The organism is Streptomyces sp. NBC_00859 (genome assembly GCF_045161865.1).
Taxonomy (GTDB): domain Bacteria; phylum Actinomycetota; class Actinomycetes; order Streptomycetales; family Streptomycetaceae; genus Streptomyces.
The window spans coordinates 6,119,840-6,138,966 of the sequence record NZ_CP108826.1 but is presented as its reverse complement, the minus strand read 5'-3'; the positions used below and the strand labels follow the sequence as shown (position 1 = coordinate 6,138,966).

The window sequence follows — 19,127 nt, the reverse complement described above, 5'->3', positions numbered from 1 at the left end:
CGGAATGACGCCGGGCCCCGCTCCGTCACGGAGGGGGCCCGGAATCACGCTGCTGTCAGGCGGCGGCCCTGCGGCCGCCCTGGCCACCACGGCCCTGACCGCCCCGGCCCTGGCCACTGCCGCCGGCGCTGCGGCCGGCGCCGCCGCGGCCCTGACCGCCCTGGCCGCCGGCCTGGCCCTGGCCCTGGCCGCCGCGGCGGCCACGGCCGGCGCGGCCCTGTCCGGACGAGGCGGCAGCCCCGGCCGCGGGCCTGCTGGGCCTGGAGCGCCGCTGCGGCGCGGTGGCCTGCTGCGGTACGTCGACCACGATCGCCACGCCCGACGGCTCCTTCGCCCCGGTGATCCGGGTGAGCTCCTCGTCGCTGGACCTGACCCGTGCGGTCCTGGGCGTGATGCCCGCGTCCGACATCAGCCGGGTCATCTCGCGCTTCTGCTCCGGGAGCACCAGGGTGACGACGCTGCCGGACTCGCCCGCGCGCGCGGTGCGCCCGCCGCGGTGGACGTAGTCCTTGTGGTCGGTGGGCGGATCCACGTTCACGACCAGGTCGAGGTCGTCGATGTGAATGCCGCGGGCCGCGACGTTGGTCGCGACGAGCGCGGTGACCTGGCCGGTCTTGAACTGGTCGAGGGTGCGGTTGCGCTGCGGCTGGGAGCGGCCGCCGTGCAGGCCGCCCGCCCGTACGCCGCTGGCGAGCAGCCGCTTCACCAGGCGGTCGACGGAGCGCTTGGTGTCCAGGAAGAGGATCACCCGGCCGTCGCGGGCCGCGATGCGCGTCGTGACGGCCTTCTTGTCGGTCTCGTCGGCGACGTAGAGCAGGTGGTGGTCCATCGTGGTCACCGCGCCCGCGGACGGGTCCACGGAGTGCACGACGGGGTCGGTCAGGAACATCTTGACCAGCCGGTCGATGTTCTTGTCCAGGGTCGCCGAGAACAGCATCCGCTGACCGCCCGGCTCGACCTGCTTGAGCAGCGCGGTGACCTGGGGCATAAAGCCCATGTCGGCCATCTGGTCGGCCTCGTCGAGCACGGTGATGCCGACCCGGTCGAGCCGGCAGTCGCCGCGCTCGATGAGGTCCTTGAGCCGCCCGGGGGTGGCCACCAGCACCTCGGCGCCGCGACGCAGCGCGCCGGACTGCTTGGAGATCGACATCCCGCCGACGACCGTGGTCAGCCGGAGCTGGACCGAGGTGGCGTACGGCGTCAGCGCGTCGGTGACCTGCTGCGCGAGCTCACGGGTGGGGACCAGCACGAGGGCCAGGGGCGCCTTCGGCTCGGCTCGGCGGCCCGCGACACGGGCCAGCATGGCGAGCCCGAACGCGAGGGTCTTGCCGGAGCCGGTGCGCCCACGTCCCAGCAGGTCACGACCCGCGAGTGAGTTCGGCAGGGTGGCTGCCTGGATCGGGAAGGGGTCGGTCACACCCTGGGCCGCGAGGGTCTTCAGGAGTGCGGCGGGCATGTCCAGCTCGGCGAACGCCTCAACGGCGGGCAGCGCGGGGGTGATGGTGTCCGGCAGCGTGAATTCAGCAGGCCTGGGAGCAGCCTTGCGGGCCGGAGACTTTGCGGGGGCCTTGCTGCGGGCCCTCGGCGGAGTGGTGCGTGCGGGGCGTGCCGGGCGTTCAGCGGAGCGGGTCATGCAGTTCAAGCCTTCCTGCCAGATGTAGGACAGCACAAACCGGGACCCGCACCATGGAGGTGCGGGCCCCGGTCAGCGAGGTACGCGTCCGACAATTAGGCCGGGACGATGTTCTCCGCCTGCGGGCCCTTCTGGCCCTGCGTGACGTCGAAGGAGACCTTCTGGCCCTCCTGGAGCTCACGGAAGCCCTGGGTGGCGATGTTCGAGTAGTGGGCGAAGACGTCGGCGCCGCCGCCGTCCTGCTCGATGAAGCCGAAGCCCTTTTCCGAGTTGAACCACTTCACGGTACCGGTGGCCATAACATTCTCCTCAACAGGTGCAGTGCCGGAAATTCGCACTTTACGAATTCCGCGTCGCCGCATTGAACCCCATCCGGAGAAAGCCGGAAAACAATAAAGCGCCTGTCGGAGCATTCCCGTCAGGCGCACATAAAGTTCATGGGTACCAAAACTGCAACAACGTCAGCCTAGCACGCTTGCCGCCCGGATGTCCGGCCGCCACGGAACCCGAACGATCTTTGTGCGGCGTCCCGACCGGCGATCCTGGCCCGCGGGAAGGCCGGACGGGCGCCAACTCACCTTGATCAAAAGCACAGTTGTCCCGGTCCACCGCTCAATCGGGCAAGGCGGCGAGCCACCGGCAGCACCCCCGGAAAGGATGACGGAGTCCCGGCGCTGTTCGATTGACGTTCACCTGCCCGTCCGGGCGTACCGCGCGCCCCTCCCCGTACGAGGGCCCGACCGCCCGCAGCCTAGGATTCCGGGCATGATCGCCGAATTGCAGTGCATAGTGCTGGACTGCCCCGAGCCCGCAGAGCTGGCCGCGTTCTACCGGGCGGTCCTCGGCGGCAGCGTCGACCGGCCCGACCCCCGCTGGACGCTGAGCTCCGACTGGTCGACGCTGCACACCGCGTCCGGCCTGGTCCTGGCCTTCCAGCGTGCCGAGAACCACCGTGCGCCGGCCTGGCCCGACCCGACCCGGCCCCAGCAGTTCCATCTGGACTTCGGCGTGCCCGACCTCGACCGGGCGGAGGTCGAGGTACTCGACGCGGGTGCCCATCTGCTCGATGACAGCGCACCGGGCTGGCGTATCTACGCGGACCCCGCCGGACACCCCTTCTGCCTGGTCGGGCACTGAGCGGACGGCGGGACCGCCTCGGCCGCGCGAGCCGGCGGGTCAGCCCCTGGACCGCTCGGCCGTGCTCCGCTCGACGCAGAACTCGTTGCCCTCGATGTCGGCCAGCGTCGCCCACCCGCGACCGTCGGGCCTGCGGTGGTCCTCGACGAGCGTGGCGCCGAGCGCCAGCAGCCGCTCGACCTCCTCCTCACGCGTGCGGTCCGTCGGCTGGAGATCCAGATGCAGACGGTTCTTGACCCGCTTCGGCTCGGGCACCTGGATGAAGAGCAGCCCGAAGCCGGTGGCCTGGATCAGCGCCTCGGGGTCACCGGGTTTGTCGTCGTCGGTGAGTGGGATATCGAGGGCCTTCGCCCAGAAGCTGCCGAGCTCGTAGGCGTTGGCACAGTCGACCGTCACATGGCGCACGAAGGAAGTCATGATCGCATCATGCCTCAACCACCCTGCGGAGCAAGGGAATTCAGGCTCCGCGCGCCCTGCTCCGCAGCGTGACGAGCGCCGTGGGGCCCTCGGCCCGCAGCACTCCGGGCGACTCTCCGGTCACCACAGCCGCGTCCTGGCGCCCGAGCGTGAATCCGGCGTCCGGAAGGACCGCGGTACCGTCCAGTGCGACGATCAGGACGGTGGCGTCCGGCGGGACGCCGACGGTGAGTCTGCCGCGTACGACCGAGGTGAGCGCGTCGGTGAGCGCCTCGCGGTACATCACGTTGAAGTTCACGACGGGGCCGTCCAGCAGCCGCCCGTGCGTCGCCACATCACCCGCGAACCGGTGCGGCACGAACCGCTCGTCCGCCCGTACGGCGCCGGCACCGACCGTGAGGTCCATTCCCGCGCCGTCCACCACCGTCAGCACCCTGGTGACCTCGGGAAAGACCGAGAACGGGCCGTCGCGGCCGACCTCGGCCAGGCTCACCCGCCAGGCGAACGTGTCCATCCCCGCGCCTTCGGGCCCCGCGGCGATCTCACGGGTCACGCCGCCGCCGTTCTTCCAGGGCGCGGCGGCCCGGCCCGCGGCCCGCAGAATCCGTACCGTCACGCCCGCACCGCCCGCGTACGCGCCTGCGCGCGGGGGCTCGTTCCCTGGCCGGTTCGCCGTGTCATCTGCCGTCCCGCCCTCTCGTCCGACGTCGTCACCCGCCCTTCGGGGCCTGCCCCGGGACGCGCCACGGCGCCCACCAGGTGTCCGGTCGGGGACAAGGCAGGCGCCGCGTTCAGTTCCGCACCCCATTGTGCGGGACGTTCTGTGGGACCGGGTCAGACCGTCAGTGCACGGTCCGTCGGCCTGATCGGGGCGTGCAGCTCGCTGGCGCCCGTGAGGAAACGGTCCACGCCGCGCGCCGCCGAGCGTCCCTCGGCGATCGCCCAGACGATCAGCGACTGACCGCGTCCCGCGTCACCAGCAACGTACACGCCGGGAACATTGGTCGCGAAGTCGGCGTCGCGGGCGATGTTGCCGCGGGCGTCGAGCTCGAGGCCGAACTGCTGGACCAGACCGTTGGCCTGGTCGGTGCCGGTGAATCCCATGGCCAGGGTGACCAGCTCGGCGGGGATGCGCCGCTCGGTGCCCGGCTTCTGCTCCAGCTTGCCGTCCTTGAACTCCACCTCGGCGAGGTGGAGGTACTTGACGTTGCCGACCGTCTCCCCCTCCTCGGGCTCGGAGCCCTCGAAGTGCGTGGTCGAGACGGCGTAGACGCGCTCGCCGCCCTCCTCGTGTGCGGAGGTGACCTTGTAGAGCATCGGGAAGGTCGGCCAGGGCTGGCCGGGGTTCCGCTCGTCGCCGGGCCTGGGCATGATCTCCAGCTGGGTGACCGACGCGGCGCCCTGGCGGTGGGCGGTGCCCACGCAGTCGGCGCCGGTGTCGCCACCGCCGATGACCACGACGTGCTTGCCCTCCGCGGTGATCGGGGCCACCGTGAGGTCGCCCTCCTGCACCTTGTTGGCGAGCGGCAGGTACTCCATCGCGAAGTGGATGCCGTTCAGCTCACGGCCCGGTACGGGCAGGTCGCGGGAGACCGTCGCGCCGGCGGCGATGACCACCGCGTCGTACCTGCGGCGGAGCTTCGCCGCGTCTATGTCGCGGCCGATCTCCGTCTCCGTGCGGAACTTGGTGCCTTCCGCACGCATCTGCTCGATGCGCCGGTTGATGTGGGACTTCTCCATCTTGAACGCGGGGATGCCGTACCGGAGCAGTCCCCCGATGCGGTCCGCGCGCTCGTAGACGGCGACCGTGTGCCCTGCGCGGGTCAGCTGCTGGGCGGCCGCGAGACCCGCCGGACCCGAGCCGATGACCGCGACCGTCTTGCCCGAGAGCCGCTCGGGCGGCTGCGGGGTGACATCACCGCTGTCCCACGCCTTGTCGATGATCGAGACTTCGACGTTCTTGATGGTGACGGCGGGCTGGTTGATCCCCAGGACACACGCCGACTCGCAGGGCGCCGGGCAGAGGCGGCCGGTGAACTCCGGGAAGTTGTTGGTGGCGTGCAGCCGCTCGGACGCCGCCGACCAGTCCTCGCGGTAGGCGTAGTCGTTCCACTCGGGGATGAGGTTCCCCAGCGGACAGCCGCTGTGGCAGAACGGGATACCGCAGTCCATGCAGCGGCCGGCCTGCTTGCTGATGATCGGCAGCAGGGATCCGGGAACGTAGACCTCGTTCCAGTCCTTCACCCGCTCCTCGACGGGGCGGGTCTGCGCGACCTCGCGGCCCGTGGTCAGAAAGCCCTTGGGGTCAGCCATTGGTCGCCGCCTCCATCATCTTCTCGGTGGTCTCGTTCTCGGAGAGACCTGCCAGCTCAGCGGCGTCCTTGGCGGCGAGCACTGCCTTGTAGGTGGTCGGGATGATCTTGCTGAAGCGGTCGGCCGCGGTGTCCCATTCGGCCAGCAGCTTCTCGGCCACGGTGGAGCCGGTCTCCTCCTGGTGGCGGCGCACGACATCGTGCAGCCACTGCTTGTCGGAGTCGTCCACGGCCTCGACCGCGCCGATGTTGCCGGCGTTGACGTTGTCGGGGTCCAGGTCGATGACGTACGCGACACCGCCCGACATACCGGCGGCGAAGTTCCGGCCGGTCTCACCGATGACCACGGCATGGCCGCCGGTCATGTACTCGCAGCCGTGGTCGCCCACGCCTTCCGAGACGACGGTCGCGCCGGAGTTGCGGACGCAGAACCGCTCACCGGTGCGGCCGCGCAGGAACAGCTCGCCGCCGGTCGCGCCGTAGGCGATGGTGTTGCCCGCGATGGTCGAGTACTCGGCGAGGTGCTCGGCGCCGCGGTCCGGGCGGACGACGACCCGGCCGCCGGAGAGGCCCTTGCCGACGTAGTCGTTGGCGTCGCCCTCCAGCCGGAGCGTCACCCCGCGCGGGGCGAAGGCACCGAACGACTGGCCGGCGGAGCCGGTGAAGGTGATGTCGATGGTGTCGTCGGGCAGGCCCGCGCCACCGAACTTCTTCGTCACCTCGTGACCGAGCATGGTGCCGACGGTCCGGTTGATGTTGCGGATGGCGACCTGAGCGCGGACCGGCTGCGCCGACTCGGCCGATTCGGCGTCCAGCGCGTCGGCGGCCAGCTTGATCAGCTGGTTGTCGAGCGCCTTCTCCAGGCCGTGGTCCTGCGTCGCCGTCCGGTGGCGTACCGAGCCCTCGGGCAGCTCCGGGACGTGGAAGAGCGGGTTGAGGTCGAGCCCCTGGGCCTTCCAGTGGTTGACGGCCCGCTCGGTGTCGAGCAGCTCGGCGTGGCCGACCGCCTCCTCCAGGGTACGGAAGCCCAGCTCGGCGAGGAGCTCGCGGACCTCTTCGGCGATGAACCGGAAGAAGTTCACGATGTACTCGGCCTTGCCGGAGAAGCGCTCGCGCAGCACCGGGTTCTGGGTGGCGATGCCGACCGGGCAGGTGTCGAGGTGGCAGACGCGCATCATGACGCAGCCGGACACGACGAGCGGCGCGGTCGCGAAACCGAACTCCTCGGCGCCGAGGAGCGCGGCGATGATGACGTCGCGGCCGGTCTTCAGCTGGCCGTCGGTCTGGACGACGATCCGGTCGCGCAATCCGTTGAGCAGCAGCGTCTGCTGGGTCTCGGCGAGGCCGAGCTCCCAGGGGCCGCCCGCGTGCTTCAGCGAGGTGAGCGGGGAGGCGCCGGTGCCTCCGTCGTGTCCGGAGATGAGGACGACGTCCGCGTGTGCCTTGGAGACACCGGCGGCGACCGTTCCGACGCCGACCTCGGAGACCAGCTTCACGTGGATGCGGGCCGCCGGGTTGGCGTTCTTCAGGTCGTGGATCAGCTGGGCGAGGTCCTCGATGGAGTAGATGTCGTGGTGCGGCGGCGGCGAGATGAGGCCGACGCCGGGCGTCGAGTGACGCGTCTTGGCGACCCACGGGTAGACCTTGTGGCCGGGCAGCTGGCCGCCCTCGCCGGGCTTCGCGCCCTGCGCCATCTTGATCTGGATGTCGTCCGCGTTGACCAGGTATTCGCTGGTCACGCCGAAGCGGCCGGACGCGACCTGCTTGATGGACGAGCGGCGCGCCGGGTCGTACAGCCGGTCCGCGTCCTCGCCGCCCTCACCGGTGTTGGACTTGCCGCCCAGCTGGTTCATGGCGATGGCGAGGGTCTCGTGCGCCTCCTTGGAGATGGAGCCGTACGACATGGCACCGGTGGAGAAGCGCTTGACGATCTCGGACGCGGGCTCCACCTCGTCGAGCGGGATCGACTCGCGGCCGGAGGCGAAGCCGAACAGGCCGCGGAGCGTCATCAGCCGCTCGGACTGCTCGTTCACCCGGTCCGTGTACTTCTTGAAGATGTCGTACCGGCCGGAGCGCGCCGCGTGCTGGAGGCGGAAGACCGTGTCCGGGTCGAAGAGGTGCGGCTCGCCCTCACGGCGCCACTGGTACTCGCCGCCGATCTCCAGCTTGCGGTGCGAGGCGGAGATGCCGGAGGCGGGGTACGCCTTGGCGTGCCGGGCGGCGACCTCGGTGGCGACGATGTCGAGTCCGGCGCCGCCGATCTTGGTCGCGGTGCCGTTGAAGTACGTGTCGACGAAGGACTGGTCGAGGCCGACGGCCTCGAAGACCTGCGCGCCCCGGTAGGAGGCGACGGTCGAGATGCCCATCTTGGACATGACCTTCAGGACGCCCTTGCCGAGGGCGTAGATCAGGTTGCGGATGGCCTGCTCGGGTTCCAGGCCCTCGATGAAGGTGCCCGCGCGGACGAGGTCCTCGACGGACTCCATGGCGAGGTACGGGTTGACGGCGGCGGCGCCGTACCCGATGAGCAGCGCGACGTGGTGCACCTCGCGGACGTCACCGGCCTCGATCAGGAGGCCCACCTGGGTGCGCTGCTTGGTGCGGATGAGGTGGTGGTGGACGGCCGATGTGAGCAGCAGCGAGGGGATCGGGGCGTGCTCGGCGTCGGAGTGCCGGTCGGAGAGGACGATGAGGCGGGCGCCCGCCTCGATGGCGGCGTCGGTCTCGTCGCAGATGTCCTTCAGCCGGGCGGCCAGCGCCTCACCGCCGCCGCCGACGCGGTAGAGGCCGGCGAGCGTCGCGGCCTTCATTCCCGGCATGTCGCCGTCGGCGTTGATGTGTATCAGCTTGGCGAGCTCGTCGTTGTCGATCACCGGGAAGGGCAGCGTCACACTGCGGCAGGCGGCCGCTGTGGGCTCCAGGATGTTGCCTGCCGGGCCGAGCGTGGAGCGCAGCGAGGTGACGAGCTCCTCGCGGATGGCGTCCAGCGGCGGGTTGGTGACCTGCGCGAAGAGCTGGGTGAAGTAGTCGAAGAGCAGCCGGGGGCGCGCGGACAGCGCGGCGATCGGCGAGTCCGTGCCCATGGAGCCGAGCGGCTCGCCCGAGGTACGGGCCATCGGCGCGAGGATGATGCGCAGCTCTTCCTCGGTGTAGCCGAAGGTCTGCTGGCGGCGGGTGACCGAGGCGTGGGTGTGCACGATGTGCTCGCGCTCGGGGAGGTCCTCCAGCTCGATCTCGCCGCTCTCCAGCCACTCCTCGTAGGGCTGCTCGGCGGCCAGGCCGGCCTTGATCTCGTCGTCCTCGATGATGCGGTGCTCGGCGGTGTCCACGAGGAACATCCGGCCGGGCTGCAGGCGGCCCTTGCGGACGACCCTGGCGGGGTCGATGTCCAGGACGCCGACCTCGGACGAGAGGACGACGAGGCCGTCGTCGGTCACCCAGTAGCGGCCGGGGCGCAGACCGTTGCGGTCGAGGACCGCGCCGACCTGGGTGCCGTCGGTGAAGGTGACGCAGGCCGGGCCGTCCCAGGGCTCCATCATCGTCGCGTGGTACTGGTAGAACGCACGGCGTGCCGGGTCCATCGAGGCGTGGTTCTCCCACGCCTCGGGGACCATCATCAGCACGGAGTGCGGGAGCGAGCGGCCGCCGAGGTGGAGGAGCTCCAGGACCTCGTCGAAGGAGGCGGAGTCCGAGGCGTCGGGGGTGCAGAGGGGGAAGATCCGGTCCAGCTTCTGCGGTCCGAAGAGGTCGGACGCGAGCTGGGACTCGCGGGCCTTCATCCAGTTGCGGTTGCCCTTGACCGTGTTGATCTCGCCGTTGTGCGCGACGAAGCGGTACGGGTGGGCGAGCGGCCAGCTCGGGAAGGTGTTCGTCGAGAAGCGCGAGTGCACCAGCGCGACGGCGGTGGCGAAGCGGCGGTCCGAGAGGTCCGGAAAGAACGGCTCCAGCTGGCCCGTCGTGAGCATGCCCTTGTAGACGATCGTGCGCGCGGAGAGCGAGGGGAAGTAGACACCGGCCTCACGCTCGGCGCGCTTGCGCAGGACGAAGGCCTTGCGGTCGAGCGCGATGCCCGTCGCGGGGGCGTCCTGGCCGTCCGCCGCGTCGGCGACGAAGAGCTGGCGGAACTCGGGCATGGTGGCGCGGGCCAGGCTGCCCAGCAGGTCCGGGGTCACCGGGACATCGCGCCAGCCGAGGACGGTGAGGCCCTCCTCGGCGGCCAGTGTCTCGATGCGTGAGACGGCGCCGGGGCTGTCGTCGAGCGGCAGGAAGGCGATGCCGACGGCGTAGGCACCCGCTTCGGGGAGCTCGAATCCGGTGGCCTCACGGAGGAAGGCATCGGGCACCTGGAGCAGGATTCCCGCCCCGTCGCCGGAGTCCGGCTCGGATCCGGTGGCGCCGCGGTGTTCGAGGTTGCGCAGTACGGTCAGCGCCTGCTCGACCAGGTCGTGGCTGGCCACACCGGTAAGAGTGGCCACGAACCCGACACCGCAGGCGTCGTGCTCGTTGCTGGGGTCGTACAGACCCTGCGGGGCAGGGCGACCCTCCATGGGCGACCAGGCGTGGATGCGCATCGGCTCTCCCGTCGTCGTCGTGGCATATGCAAGTGCATAGGGACGACGTTGGCCCTCTGCGAAATTTCGAGCAGGTTACATGATGGAATGCTTCTCGAAAAGCGGATGTTTCATTCCAGCATGCGGACACCGCACAGGCGGTGAATGTGAGGCGACACGGCCGGATGAGCGTCCGTTTGCCCGATGCAGAGCAGGCGTCGTTGCCTACAGCGCCTTCGCCTTATGCCCGGAGGTCCGGCACTCAAAACCGCCGGGTAACCGATACCTATGATGCGCCATGCATAGCGTTTCACCCCAGTGAGTCAGCTCACGGCGGTGCCGAACAGTGCGCCCAGCGCGTACGTGATCCCGGCGGCCGCTCCTCCCAGTGTCAGCTGTCGCAGCCCGCTGTACCACCAGGAGCGTGCGGTGACCCGCGCCACCACCGCGCCGCAGCCGAAGAGGCCGATCAGCGCGAGCAGCAGCGCCGGCCACAGCGCGGTGGCCCCGAGCAGGTACGGCAGCAGCGGGAGCAGCGCGCCCAGCGCGAAAGCGCCGAAGGAGGACACCGCGGCGACGAGCGGGGACGGGAGGTCGTCCGGGTCGATGCCCAGCTCTTCCCTGGCGTGGATCTCCAGCGCCTGCTCGGGGTCCCTGGAGAGCTGCTCGGCCACCGCGGCCGCCAGGCCGGGTTCCACCCCCCGTGACACGTAGAGCGCGGCGAGCTCCTTCATCTCGTCCAGCGGGTGCTTGCGCAATTCCCCCCGCTCGACTTCGAGTTCGGCCTGGACGAGCTCGCGCTGGGAGGCGACCGAGGTGTACTCGCCCGCAGCCATCGAGAACGCTCCGGCCGCGAGGCCCACCAGCCCCGTGATCACGATGGTGCGGTGCGAGACGTCGCCGCCGGCGACGCCGGTCATCAGGGCGAGGTTGGAGACCAGTCCGTCCATCGCACCGAAGACGGCGGGGCGCAGCCAGCCTCCGTTGACGTCGCGGTGGGTGTGGTTGTCGCGGTGCGCCTCGTGCAGCGCCGCCTCGTTCTCCATGATGGACATCGGTCCCCGCCCTCTCTGTGCCGTCAGTGCCCCGGCTCCGCACAGCGGGCCCGGGAACACAGTCGAAAGTACGCACGAAAAATGGCTCTCGCCAGCAAGGAAGGCCGTACTTACCAAGGGCACGAAGGGCCGGGACCAGCCCGGATGTGATCTCCCCTGACGCCTGTGGAGACATGGATCACACGGTGGTGCCGTTGACGCCCGGGAGGCGGGTCAGCAATATCTGTAAACGTTTCCAGTCTTTGGAAACGTTTACAGCTCATCTCCGGACCACGCCACGGATGCTCAGGGGTCAGGCATGCCGCAGAACGGGACACCCACGATCGTGTCCATCGCCGAGCACGCGGGCGTCTCCATCGCGTCCGTCTCGCGGGTACTCAACGGCGTCGGCGCCCGGCCCGACACCGTCTCCCGGGTCGAGCGCGCGGTGGCGGAGCTCGGATACGTGCCGAACGCCGTCGCCCGTTCCCTCAAGGGCGGCAGGACCCGGCAGCTGACCTTCGCGATGGAGGACATCGGCAACCCGGTGTACGTGGCGATGGTCCGCGGGATCCAGGCCGTCACCCGGGCCGCCGGTTACCGGCTCCTGCTGCACTCCACCGACGCGGTCGTGGACGACGAGCTCGCCGCGATCCGCAGCCTGGGCGACCGCACCAGCGACGGGCTGATCCTGTGCCCCATCCGCATCACCGGCGCGTACGCGAAGGCACTCGGCTCGGCGGCCGCACCGGTCGTGATCATCGGCTCGCTGCCCGAGAACGTGCCGGTCGACAGTGTGCGCGCGGACTCCGTACGGGGCGCCGGGCTCGCCGTGCGCCATCTGTACGAGACCGGCCGGCGCCGGATCGCCTTCATCAACGGCCCGCTCGACACGGTGCCCGGCCGCAACCGCGCGAACGGCTACCGCACGGCACTCGAAGGGCTGGGCCTCCCCTACGACGAGAAACTCGTGGTGAGCACCGGCTTCGCCACCGAGTCCGGCGCGTCGGCCGCGGAGCGGCTGCTGGCCGCCGCCCCCGACGCGCTCTTCTGCGCCAACGACCAGCTGGCCGTCGGCGCGCTGCGCACCCTGCACTCCCGCGGGCTGCGCATCCCCGACGACATCGCCGTGGCGGGGATGGACGACAGCACCCTCGCCCAGGCCGCCTGGCCACCGCTGACCAGTGTCGATCTGGGCTCCGTCGAGCGCGGCAGACGGGCGGCCGAACTGCTGCTCGCCCGGCTCGGCCAGGGCACGGCCCCCGAAGCCCCCCAGCACAGCACCGCAGTACCCCGTCTCGTCGTGCGCGCCTCCACCGCGCCGGCGACCGACCTGGAGAACCCGAGGTCCGTATGAGTCTCACCGCAGCCCGGGGCAACGACGCCGCGGGCCACCGCGGCACCCCACCGCCCCGCACCCCCGAGCAGCGCAAACGGGCGCTCGGACTGGACCGTGGGGCCTGGTTCCTGCTGGCGCCCGCCCTGATCCCGATCCTCGTGCTCAGCGTGGGGCCGCTGCTGTACGGCTTCTCGCTCGCCTTCACCGACTCGCAGGCCGGGCGCACCACGACGACGCAGTTCACCGGGCTCGCCAACTTCTTCGACCTGCTGCACGACTCACTGTTCTGGGAGTCGTTCCGGATCGGCATCATCTGGGCCGTCAGCGTCACCGTGCTCCAGTTCGTGATGGCGCTGGGTCTTGCCCTGCTGCTCAACGAGAACCTGCGCTTCCGCTGGCTGGCCCGGACCCTCGCACTGGTCCCCTGGGCCATGCCCGAAGTGGTCGTCGGGATCATGTGGCGGCTCGTCTACCACCCGGACGCGGGCATCCTCAACAAGACGCTGATGCAGCTGCACCTGATCAGCGACAACGTCGACTGGCTCACCAGCCTCTCGGTCGCACTCCCGGCCGTGATCGTGGTCGGTGTGTGGGCGGGCATGCCGCAGACGACCGTGGTGCTGCTGGCCGGGCTGCAGAACGTGCCGGTGGAGCTGAAGGAGGCCGCGCACCTCGACGGGGCCGGGATGTGGCGCCGGTTCACCACCGTCACCTGGCCGGCGATCAAACCGGTGGTGGTCGCCGTGACCGCGCTGAACTTCATCTGGAACTTCAACTCGTTCGGCCTGGTCTATGTGCTGACGCAAGGAGGGCCCGGCGGCAAGACCCGGCTGCCGATGCTCTTCTCGTACGAAGAGGCCTTCAAGTACGGCCAGTTCGGCTACGCGGCCGCGATGGGTCTGGTGATGGTCGCCCTCATCGCCGTCCTTCTCACCGCGTTCCTGCGCAAGAAGCTGAAGGAGGAGACGGCATGAGTGTTCCCGCAAGGCTCCGCGCCCGGCGGACGGCCGGCCGCACCGGCCAGTACCTCGCCCTCCTGTGCTACCTGGTCTTCCTGGCCTTCCCGCTGGTGTGGCTGGTGTCCACCGCGTTCAAGTCCCCCAGGGAACTGGGCTCGATCAGCCCCACCTGGCTGCCCCGGCACCCCACGCTGGACAATTTCAGGGCCGCCTTCGACGCGCAGCCACTGCTGCACTCCGCTCTCAACAGCCTGATCGTGGCGGGCAGCGCGACGGTGATCTCGGTGGTGCTGGCGGTACCCGCCGCGTACGCCCTGGTCCGGTTCCGCAGCCGGATGTCCACGGCCGCCAACGGCTGGGTGCTGGTCAGTCAGATGTTCCCGTTCGTGCTGATCATCATCCCGCTGTTCCTGGTGCTGAAGTACCTGCACCTCATCAACTCGCTCGCCGGTCTGATCGCGGTGTACGTGGTCTGGAACCTGCCGTTCTCGCTCTGGATGCTCCAGGGGTACGTCAAGGCCGTCCCGGTCACGCTGGAGGAGGCCGCGGCCGTCGACGGCGCGGGGCGGCTGCGGACCCTGGTCAGTGTGGTGTTCCCGCTGCTCACGCCAGGGCTGATCGCGACGGCGATGTTCACCTTCGTCACCGCGTGGAACGAGTTCTTCTTCGCCCTCGTGCTCCTCAAGTCCCCGGAGAACCAGACGATGTCCGTGATCCTGACCCGCTTCCTCGGCGCCGAGGGCGTCGCCGACCTGGGGCCGCTCGCCGCGGCCTCCGTCATCGCCACCATCCCCAGTCTGCTCTTCTTCGCGCTGCTCCAGCGCAAGCTGGTCGGCGGCATGCTCGCAGGGGCGGTGAAGGGCTGATGCGCACCCGTACCCGGATCCGTACCGCCGCTACGGCGCTCGCCGCAGCTGCCGGGCTCGTCCTCGTCGCCGGCTGCGGCCAGGGGGACACCCACGACTCATCGGGCCGTGTGACCCTCCAGTTCCTCAGCCTGGCCTGGCAGAAGGACTCCGTGGCGGCCAACAAAGCGCTGGTCGCGCAGTGGAACAAACAGCACCCGGACGTCCGGGTGAAGTACGTGCAGGGCAGCTGGGACGGTATCCACGACCAGCTGCTGACGTCCTTCGAGGGCGGCCAGGCACCGGACATCATCCACGACGACGCATCGGACCTCACGGACTTCGCGTACGGCGGCTACCTCGCCGACATCCGCGGCATGCTGCCCGCCTCGCTGAAGAAGGACATCTCCCGGCAGTCGTGGGACATGACCACCTTCGGCAAGGGGATCTACGGCGTCCCCTTCCTCCAGGAACCGCGCGTCATGGTCGCCAACACCAAGCTGCTCAAGGCATCCGGCGTACGGATTCCGACCGTCGCCCACCCCTGGAGCTGGCCGGAGTTCGAGCAGGTGTCCAAGAAGCTCACGGCCAGGGGGGCGGGCGGAAGGACTCGGCGCTACGGCGTGGCCTGGTCGATGAAGGAGCCGGTGAGCCAGTCCGTCAACAGCGCGGCGTCCACCGGCGGACAGATCTTCAGGAAGTCCGGCGGCAAGAACACGGTGAGCTTCGACTCCGCGGACTCCGCGGTGTCCCAGATCATCAACCGGCAGATCAACCACGACCACACCGCGCCCAAGAGCAGTCTCGGCATGGGCGGTTCGGACACTCTGCCCGGCTTCTTCGCCGGCAAGTACGCCATGGTCCCGCTGAACTTCTCCTTCCGGCAGCAGGTCCAGCAGCAGGCTCCGAAGGGCTTCGGCTGGACCGTCCTGCCGATGCCCGCGGGAAGCGGGCCGCACGGCAGCTCGCAGGGGGTCGTCCCGCAGACGCTCTCCGTCTCGCAGGACTCACGCCACAAGCAGGCCGCGGTGGACTTCATCTCCTTCCTCACCCAGGGCAAGAACGCCGCGCGCCTGGCCCGCGGTGACTGGCTCCTCCCCAACAGCCGCTCCGCGCTGAAGGACCCGGCCCTGCGCACCCCGGAGAACGGCTGGCGCACCGGCAGCCGGATGGCCGGCGACCTGGTCCCCTCCCCCGTACTCGGGGTGCGCGGCTACGCCGAGTGGAAGGACAAGATCGCCACCCCCGCCTTCCAGGAGTACTACAACGGCTCGATCGGTCTCGGCTCCCTGCGCTCCAAGCTGACCGGTGACGGCCGGCGGGTCCTCGACCGGTACCAGCGCTGACGCCTCCCGCGTCCGCACCAGCACAACCCCAGAAATGAGCACGATCAGCACCATGAGCGGCAGTTCCGCCCCGGCACCCGGCCGCAGCGCGGCCAACGGACCACCCCAGGTACGGTCCCTTCGCGAGCAGCCAGGCCACCCCCGTTCCCTGCGGGACCGCGCCCGCGGCGCCCTCCTCGGCCTCGCCGTGGGTGACGCCCTGGGCGCCCCTGCGGAGAACATGAAGCCCTCCCGTATCAGGGAGCGCTGGGGCCGTATCGAGGGTTTCGTCATGGACGAGCCGGCCGGTACGGACGACACCGAGTACGCGATCTTCTCGGGGCTGCTGCTCGCCGAGCACGGTTCGGCGCTGACCGTCGCGCACGTCGAGGCGGCGTGGCACCTGTGGATCGCCGACCGCGACGAAGGCCCGTTCCGCGGCGCCGGGTTCAGCGAGCGCGGCACCCTGGAGAACCTGCGGCGCGGCCTCGCCGCACCGATCTCCGCGCAGCACCGGCACGCGTGGAGCGACGGACTGGCCATGCGGGCAGCGCCGTTCGGCGTGTACGCGACCGGCCGGCCCGTCGAGGCGGCCCGCCTTGTGGCGGTGGACGGCACGGTCAGCCATGACGGCGAGGGCATCTACGGCGGGCAGGCCGTCGCCGCCGGTGTGGCGGCCGCCATGGTGAGCGACAGCCCGGACGCGGTGGTGCAGGCCGCGCTCTCGGTGATCCCCGAGGACTCCTGGACTGCGCGCTCGCTGCACCGCGCGGTCAGCGCGGCCCGCCGGGCGGTGCCCGGCCCGGACGGCTCGCCTCTCCCCGTCGAACGTGCGGTGCGCTCGGCCGTCGTGATCGGCGGGTACCCGTGGACCGATCTGGCGCCCGAGGCGGTGGGTCTCGCCTTCGGGGCCTTCATCGCCGCACGCGGCGACTTCCGGACCTCCGTGCTGACGGCCGTGAACATGGGCCGCGACGCCGACACCACAGCGGCGGTCGCCGGCTCGCTGGCTGGGGCGCTCGGCGGGGCGAGCGGCATCCCCGCCGACTGGGCGGAGGCCATCGGACCAGTGCGCGGCAGCTGTCTGCCCGCCATGGAGGGACGCCACATCCTCGACATCGCGGACGGTCTCGTGCCACGCACCGGAGGCGAGACCGCCGCGGAGACCGGCGCGGCGCACGCCGCAGCGAACGACAACAGGCGGGCCGCCTCATGACGACACAGCTGACCCATTCCGCGCCGGGACTCACCGGACGCGATCCGCACCGCCGCGTCGAGGGCCTGCTCCTCGGGATCGCGGCGGGCGACGCCGCGGGCTGGCCGGCCGGGCGGCACCGCGCCGCGCTGCTGCCCAACTGGACCCGCAGGCTCACCAGGGAACTGGACACCTTCGCCGAGCAGAACGCCACCACCACGCTGCCGGTGCCCATCGCGCTGAATCAGCCGCCCGCCCCGCTCCAGCTGGGGCCGTCCGACGACGCCGAGTGGGCGACGTTCACCGCGCAGGCGATCCTGTCGGCCGCCTCGTCGGGGCACAGCGATCTCGCCCCGCAGCAGCGGGTCCGCTCCGCACTGGCGCTGGCCTGGAACGCGCTCGCCGACGAAGTGGCCGCGGCGTCCGCGCAGGCCGACGAGATCGAGTCGGCACTGATCCCGCTGCGCGCCCGGATCTCCGTACGGGCCGGTCTGGGCAATCTGGCGGCGGGGCTGCGGCCCCCCGCCACCGGCCACGACAACCCGCACCACTTCGACGACGCGGCCTGTGTGCGCGCCGCGGTACTCGCCGTGGTGCACCCGGGCGATCCGGCGTCGGCCGCCGAACTGGCGGAGTTCGACGCCCGGTACACACAGGACGGCGACGGGGTGCACGGGGCCCGTGCGATGGCCGCGGCCGTGGCGGCCGCGCTGGGCGGGGCGCCGGCCGGGGAGTGTGTGGACGAGGCGCTCGCGCAGCTCCCCGACGGCAGCGAGATCCGCCGCAACGCCCTGCACGCGGTGGCGCTCGCCCGGACCGCGACGGCCGCAAGCCCTGGCCGGCCGGGGTGCGCGTTCGCCCTGGTCCCGGTCCTGGAGCACGAGATCGTCGACCACGTCTACAGCTACGGGATCGCCGCTGCCGAGACGGTGCCCGTCGCACTGGCCATGACCCTCGCGGCCGGCGGCGCGCTCGCCGAGGCGGTGCCGTCCGCCGCCTGCCTGTCCCGGGTCGCCGACTCGGCTCCCGCCCTGGCGGGCGCCCTCACCGGTGCCATCGGCGGCGCCGGTGCCCTGCCCGACACCTGGCGGGACAGCTGCCGCAGCCTCGTCGGCTGCGCCCTGCCCCAGCTGGCCGGCACCGACCTCGTCGAGGTCGCCGCGCGGCTCGCCACCCATCTGCATGTCTTCCCGGAAGGAACACGCTCATGACCGCGCCCACCCGCTCCCTGGAGGACCGCACCACCGGCGCCCTGATCGGCGCGGCCGTCGGGGACGCACTCGGCGGCCCTGTGGAGGGCTGGACTCCGGAAGCCATCAGCGAGCGGCACGGCGGCCGTGTCCAGGGCATCGTGGAGCCCTTCTACAAGGAGGAGTGGCGCACGGCCCGGCCCATCGCCCCGTACCACAAGGGCGACGGGCACGTCACCGACGACACCCTGATGACCCATGCGCTGATACGCGTCTACGAGACGGTGCGCGACCACCTCGACGCGTACGCCGTCGCCGAGCACCTGGTGCCCGATCTGATGGGCACCCCGCGCTGGATACCCGAACTGGAGGCGGAGGCACTGCCGTTGCAGCGCATCTTCCTCGCCGAGAAGTGGATCGTCGCACGGTTGCACTACGGCCACATCGACCCGCGCGAGGCCGGGGTCGGCAACATCGTCAACTGCGGCGCCGCGATGTACATGGCGCCCGTCGGCCTGGTCAACGCGGGCAGTCCTGCGAACGCGTACGCCGAGGCCCTCGACGTCGCGGGCGCCCACCAGTCCAGCTACGGACGGGAGGCGGCCGCGGTGTTCGCGGCCGCGGTCGCCGCTGCCTGCAAGCCGGGTGCGACACCCGAATCGGTGGTCGGTGACGCCCTCGGGCTCGCCAAGGACGGCACCCGCTCCGCGATCGAAGCCGTGTGTGAAGTGGCCGCGGCGCACGACGGGTTCGAGTCGGCGCTGAAGCCGCTGCGGGAGGCGGTGGCCCCCTTCGACACGGTGGGCCCCGAGTACCGCAAGCCGTCGCTCGGCGCCCGCCGCCCCTCGCGGCTGCACTCCATCGAGGAGCTGCCGGTGGCGCTCGGCATGCTGCTCGCCTGCCGCGGTGACTTCCGAGAGACGGTCCTCGGCTCCGTCAACTACGGGCGGGACTGCGACTCCATCGCCACCATGAGCGGCGCCATCGTCGGCGCGCTGCAGGGCGAGAGCGCGGTACCGGCCGACTGGGCGCGGGAGGTGGCCACGGCGAGCCGTCTCGACCTGCACACCCCGGCCGCCGCGCTCGCCGGCGTCACCCGCGAGGTGTTCGCCCGGGACCTGGAGCGGCGCCGTGAGCACGAAGCGCTGTTCGGCGCCATAGCGGGTGCCCGGTGACCGCATCCGGCTCTCC

At 70.9% G+C, this 19,127-nt stretch carries 14 protein-coding genes and 1 pseudogene; 8 read left to right on the top strand and 7 right to left on the bottom strand.

Going from position 1 to position 19,127, the window contains the following annotated elements:
- Window positions 1-55: 55 nt before the first annotated feature.
- Complete coding sequence (locus tag OG584_RS26905; RefSeq protein ID WP_405781600.1) at window positions 56-1,633, bottom strand: DEAD/DEAH box helicase; 1,578 nt, start codon at window positions 1,631-1,633, stop codon at window positions 56-58.
- A 95-nt stretch (window positions 1,634-1,728) separates the two neighbouring features.
- Complete coding sequence (locus tag OG584_RS26900; protein ID WP_015607926.1) at window positions 1,729-1,932, bottom strand: cold-shock protein; 204 nt, start codon at window positions 1,930-1,932, stop codon at window positions 1,729-1,731.
- 466 nt (window positions 1,933-2,398) lie between these two features.
- Between OG584_RS26900 and OG584_RS26895 the strand changes: the two genes are divergently transcribed.
- Window positions 2,399-2,770: a VOC family protein gene (locus tag OG584_RS26895; protein ID WP_405781598.1), complete on the top strand. Its 372-nt coding sequence runs from the start codon at window positions 2,399-2,401 to the stop codon at window positions 2,768-2,770.
- Window positions 2,771-2,818: 48 nt separating this feature from the next.
- Here OG584_RS26895 and OG584_RS26890 read toward each other — a convergent pair.
- From OG584_RS26890 to OG584_RS26870, 5 genes and pseudogenes are all read right to left on the bottom strand, one after another.
- A pseudogene (locus tag OG584_RS26890) lies at window positions 2,819-3,187 on the bottom strand (VOC family protein); the annotation flags it as partial.
- A gap of 40 nt (window positions 3,188-3,227) precedes the next feature.
- A complete protein-coding gene (locus OG584_RS26885; protein WP_405781597.1) occupies window positions 3,228-3,803 on the bottom strand; it encodes a HutD family protein in 576 nt (191 codons plus the stop codon).
- Between the two features lie 218 nt (window positions 3,804-4,021).
- Complete coding sequence (locus OG584_RS26880; RefSeq protein ID WP_405781595.1) at window positions 4,022-5,500, bottom strand: glutamate synthase subunit beta; 1,479 nt, start codon at window positions 5,498-5,500, stop codon at window positions 4,022-4,024.
- Window positions 5,493-10,070, bottom strand: a complete 4,578-nt coding sequence (gene gltB / locus OG584_RS26875) for a glutamate synthase large subunit (protein ID WP_405781593.1) — start codon at window positions 10,068-10,070, stop codon at window positions 5,493-5,495. Before gltB ends, OG584_RS26880 begins: the two co-directional genes overlap by 8 nt.
- Before the next feature lie 302 nt (window positions 10,071-10,372).
- Window positions 10,373-11,104 (bottom strand): VIT1/CCC1 transporter family protein, encoded by a 732-nt coding sequence (locus OG584_RS26870; RefSeq protein WP_405781591.1) that lies wholly within the window; start codon window positions 11,102-11,104, stop codon window positions 10,373-10,375.
- A 298-nt stretch (window positions 11,105-11,402) separates the two neighbouring features.
- On the opposite strand from OG584_RS26870, the gene OG584_RS26865 reads away from it, so the two are divergent.
- From OG584_RS26865 to OG584_RS26835, 7 genes are read left to right on the top strand one after another with little or no spacing between them, the layout of a single operon-like run.
- Window positions 11,403-12,440 carry a LacI family DNA-binding transcriptional regulator gene (locus tag OG584_RS26865; RefSeq protein ID WP_405781590.1) on the top strand — a complete coding sequence of 346 codons (1,038 nt, stop codon included), beginning with the start codon at window positions 11,403-11,405 and terminating at the stop codon, window positions 12,438-12,440.
- Window positions 12,437-13,396 carry a carbohydrate ABC transporter permease gene (locus OG584_RS26860; protein WP_405781588.1) on the top strand — a complete coding sequence of 320 codons (960 nt, stop codon included), beginning with the start codon at window positions 12,437-12,439 and terminating at the stop codon, window positions 13,394-13,396. Before OG584_RS26865 ends, OG584_RS26860 begins: the two co-directional genes overlap by 4 nt.
- Window positions 13,393-14,247: a carbohydrate ABC transporter permease gene (locus tag OG584_RS26855; RefSeq protein ID WP_405781586.1), complete on the top strand. Its 855-nt coding sequence runs from the start codon at window positions 13,393-13,395 to the stop codon at window positions 14,245-14,247. The genes OG584_RS26860 and OG584_RS26855 overlap by 4 nt, the downstream gene beginning before the upstream one ends.
- Entirely contained in the window at window positions 14,247-15,572 is a 1,326-nt protein-coding gene (locus OG584_RS26850) for an ABC transporter substrate-binding protein (RefSeq protein WP_405781584.1), read from the top strand. The genes OG584_RS26855 and OG584_RS26850 overlap by 1 nt, the downstream gene beginning before the upstream one ends.
- Before the next feature lie 34 nt (window positions 15,573-15,606).
- Window positions 15,607-16,767, top strand: a complete 1,161-nt coding sequence (locus OG584_RS26845; RefSeq protein ID WP_405781582.1) for an ADP-ribosylglycohydrolase family protein — start codon at window positions 15,607-15,609, stop codon at window positions 16,765-16,767.
- Window positions 16,764-17,957, top strand: coding sequence for an ADP-ribosylglycohydrolase family protein (locus OG584_RS26840; RefSeq protein WP_405781581.1), 1,194 nt, complete (start codon window positions 16,764-16,766; stop codon window positions 17,955-17,957). Before OG584_RS26845 ends, OG584_RS26840 begins: the two co-directional genes overlap by 4 nt.
- Window positions 17,954-19,111, top strand: a complete 1,158-nt coding sequence (locus OG584_RS26835; protein WP_405781579.1) for an ADP-ribosylglycohydrolase family protein — start codon at window positions 17,954-17,956, stop codon at window positions 19,109-19,111. The genes OG584_RS26840 and OG584_RS26835 overlap by 4 nt, the downstream gene beginning before the upstream one ends.
- The last annotated feature ends 16 nt before the right edge of the window (window positions 19,112-19,127 follow it).